This is a genomic window from Candidatus Zixiibacteriota bacterium (genome assembly GCA_021159005.1).
Lineage (GTDB): Bacteria > Zixibacteria > MSB-5A5 > UBA10806 > 4484-95 > JAGGSN01.
This window is the reverse complement of sequence record JAGGSN010000056.1, coordinates 1-3,906: the sequence shown is the minus strand read 5'-3', so window position 1 is coordinate 3,906 and position 3,906 is coordinate 1. Positions and strand designations below refer to the sequence as shown.

Annotated in this window: 3 protein-coding genes; 1 reads left to right on the top strand and 2 read right to left on the bottom strand. The window is 40.6% G+C overall.

Annotated elements, in window-relative coordinates:
- Positions 1-461: 461 nt before the first annotated feature.
- Positions 462-950, top strand: coding sequence for an ATP-binding protein (locus J7K40_03660; protein ID MCD6161495.1), 489 nt, complete (start codon positions 462-464; stop codon positions 948-950).
- Positions 951-1,294: 344 nt separating this feature from the next.
- On the opposite strand, the gene J7K40_03655 is transcribed toward J7K40_03660, so the two are convergent.
- Both J7K40_03655 and J7K40_03650 read right to left on the bottom strand, forming a co-directional pair.
- On the bottom strand, positions 1,295-3,112 hold the full coding sequence (locus J7K40_03655) for a hypothetical protein (GenBank protein MCD6161494.1): 1,818 nt from the start codon (positions 3,110-3,112) through the stop codon (positions 1,295-1,297).
- Between the two features lie 240 nt (positions 3,113-3,352).
- Positions 3,353-3,634, bottom strand: a complete 282-nt coding sequence (locus J7K40_03650; GenBank protein ID MCD6161493.1) for a GIY-YIG nuclease family protein — start codon at positions 3,632-3,634, stop codon at positions 3,353-3,355.
- Between the last annotated feature and the right edge of the window lie 272 nt (positions 3,635-3,906).

The following is a 3,906-nucleotide window of genomic DNA, read 5'->3' as shown; positions in this document are numbered from 1 at the left end:
GCCCCCCGTCATCAACCCTATTCAAAAAAAATTCAAATGATTTTCAAATCATCATCCTTAAGTGAACAGTATTGGGGCTAGCCCGCATTATTCATAAAAATTATTTTAGCCCAAAATTTGTCTGATTTTAAGGTATTCTGTATAGATTTCGATTAATTGCCAAGAGTTTTTAGAATCTTAGTGTGATAGGTCGGGCAAAACCAGCCATTTAGGTTCGCTTCAAAACCGGCCAATCCTACCCCCGGGTCAGAGATAGGCTACCGGTTGCCTGATCGATGTTTAGGACTGCCGAGTCTTTGCCGGCCGTTTGAAGATATCATCCATAAAAAGTTGGACAGAATCTGTCCGGTCAGCGGATCTGGCAGGATTTAGTCGATGAACATGGGTTTGATGGTTCCTACAGTTCGGTTAAGCGTTACCTTAACCGACTTGGCAGCAGCACACCGTTGCCATTTCGCAGGATGGAATGCGATCCAGGTGAAGAAGCTCAGGTAGATTTCGGTTCAGGGGCTTGGATTGTTAAGGATGGTAAAAAGCGGCGGGCTCATGTTCTGCGTGTTATCCTGAGTCATTCCCGTAAGGGTTATAGCGAAGCGGTCTTTAAGCAAAGCACTGAGAACTTCATCAGGGTGTTGGAGAATGCCTTTCATGCCTTTGGCGGTATCCCTCAAACTCTGGTCATCGATGATATGGGCATTAAAAAGCTGCCGAAACAATCGGGCGAGTATCTTTTTGAGATCATCATGCGCCGGCACGAACTGCGTTCTACCGTAATGACATCAAACAGACCTTTGGAAGAATGGGGGAAACTGATAGGCGATGTGCCGACTGCCGCAGCCATTTTAGATAGGATCCTGCATAAAGCTGAGATAATCCAGATAACCGGCAGAAGTTGCCGGCTTAAAAACCGGGCTAATAAACAAAAAAGAGAAGAAAAAAAGAATGTCTGACAATAAAAAGAAATAAATTAGGACTTGTTATATAAAAAAATGAACTTATTATGAGAATAGTTAACAATAATATTGACCGGTTTTAACCCGACCCGAAGTGGTACACTTTAACCCGACCCGTGACAATTCATGATTGCTCCTTTGTTATAGATTATTTATGAAATTGTGATAATTAGCAGGTCTGATATATAATGCTTATACCATTATTTAAGTAAATATGATAACACTAACGGAAAATTTCTATCAATTAAACAGGAAATCCTGTTAGCCCAAATGAGTATTTATTTTACAAGAATTTCTATATTAATATTAGCCATGCTGACAAGAATTTCTAAATTGCTGCTCTACTTATAAATCCGAAAATTAGAAGTTTGGATAAGCTCATCCTCGCTCCAAATATTCGGCTGCCAGGCTCGCACATATATCAATGGGTCCTGCTCATTAAAATCAATCAGCAAAAACAAGTAGCCTTCATCAGCATAGGTAGTGGAGGTGTAACCCTGACGCATCTCAACACCGTAAACATTGGGGCAGTTGTTTTTCTGGATGATATTGAAGCTGCCGAATTCAAGAAATATATCACTCTGCGATTTGAATATTTGCTTCTGACGTTTCAGATATTTACTCTTGGTAAGACGCAAATATTCAACATCAGGCTGATTGCCCAGCTTTTTGTATCTAACCATATCATCGGGCAGCTTTTTGGTTTTTATTATGCGGCCAATGATTATCAATGCTTCCTCGGCAAACATCATCCCCACTGTTTTGATATCTCTTGTCTGATAAGCTGTGCGATATTTCTCAATAAACTTTATAATCTCCTGACGGTTGTCCCAGTCATCGCTAAAAGATGCCTCTTTGACAAACTCCTGATAAAGAGCATCCGTGATGCTCAAATTAATATCCATCAATACGCCATCTTCGGAAAAATCCAGCACTGCATATTCGGTTGTTTCCTTATGAATACTCGGATAGGTATGATGCATCCTGATGCGGCGAAGTTCCCAGCCGTTTCGGGTTTTATTCAGTGATGCCTGAATATCCTCATCAAGAGGCTTGGCACTATTGAATTTGATATAATCGCTGACCTTGTTTCTTAGGAATTTATCCCGAGCATAGTAATTTACCTCGCTGGCAAGCTTACCGCTGTCTAACACCTTAAGAAATGTCATTGCAGATTCAGCGATTTTTTTAGCCGGCGGGTTTTCGGTTTCATTGTATTCCAGATTGACCCTGTATCTTCGCTCTTTTCTCGGCTTCACAACCTTTTTTGTTTTCTTCAGCCGAACATCTTTCTGGCTTTTATACTCCGGTTTATTCACCAGCGGCCAGAGACTGGCAACGATATCATATTCGTTGCGGCATTCATAATAAGCATACTTGATATTCAGCTTAAGCTTATCGAATTTCACGCTTGCACCAAGAAGATTGAATGTGGCCAGACCATCACGCGCCTGAACAAACACTTGGTTTGAACCATCCCAGAATGTGAAATCAAGAAGCGCAGCAGGCTTGTCGTTGTAAGTAATCTTAAGAGTTACCTCGCGTTCTTTTTTACTAGTGTAGCGGTCTTCTTTAAATTCGATGTTCGTGTTCATTATAATGTCGTTGATGCTCTGCGGAATCTCAGTTGTATAGTTGATACCTTTATACTCAATATTCTGATCCGGCAGGGAGTTTAAAAGGATTGCCGCGAAATAATACCGCTTGAGCGCCTTGCCGACATTCTGCTTTGATAGCGATATCTTTGCTGTCTTCACCATCTCGGCGATAAGCTTTTTACGCGCCTCAAATATTTCCTGCACTTTAGATTTCTCGAGGTAGCAAAAAACCTCTATGCGGCCATCATCGGTGGGCTGTTTAATTGTACGCACATTTTTAAGCGTAGCCGCGCTGTGGGTTTTGATAATAGATTCCACAGCGACATTAAGATCATCGCCGGTTTCAGTTGTTTTTTGCTTATAGGATGATGCTACCCTGATGGCAATCTGGTTAGTCAATTCCTTAAGTGCGTAGTCTTTCGCCTCGTTAAAATCACGGGAGATGCCGGTGCCGTAGTAGTAGTTTCCGGAACCTGTTATTTGGGCTTTGTCGATGTTTTGACCGAAGGCTATGGCTGATAGAAAAAGAAATAATGTTAATGTGATTATTGTTTTTCTCATTTAAACTCCCTTGTAATGTATTGCTAAGTTGTTTTGCTTTTCGCAACAGATTGCTTCGTCGCCCTTGCGGACTCCTCGCAATGACTCTCTTTTGTTGATAATCCCAGCTAAGTTTCTTAGGTAAATCTTCCACCATAGGCGGATCCGAAGCTCGAAATGACTTTAACTACTAAAAGCAGGCAGTCATTGCGAGGAGCAAAGCGACGAAGCAATCTGTTGCTTTGCTTCCGCAAGTTAACCTTATAGTTTATCATATAAATCATCCCAATTCGGATTAGTTTTATTAATCAGCACCTCTTTCTTTTTTCGAGAACCTCCCTTTATTTGCTTTTCTCTGGCAATAGCATTATAAGAATCCTGTAATATCTCATAATAGATTAATTTTATAATATTGTATCTACTTGTAAAGCTTTTAATAATATTATTTTTATGCTCATAAACACGTTTTATGAGGTTATTTGTTGCTCCGGTATATAATACTGTATTATTCTTATTTGTCATTATGTAAACGTAGTATTGCATTTTATTTATCTATCCAACAGATTGCTTCGTCGTCCTTGCGGACTCCTCGCAATGACTTTATTGGTTGTTTTATGTTTCTCGCAATGATCGCTATCCTCAATACTCGATCCTGAATATCTGCAGACCGGATGGCCAATCAGCCACATAGGCGTAAACATCGGCAACATAAACGCCCCATACCCCTTTCCAAGAATCCAAGAAACAAGAAGCCAAGAGACTAAGGAGACTTGACAGAGGAAAAAGAAACAATAACACGAAACCCCAACTTGTCG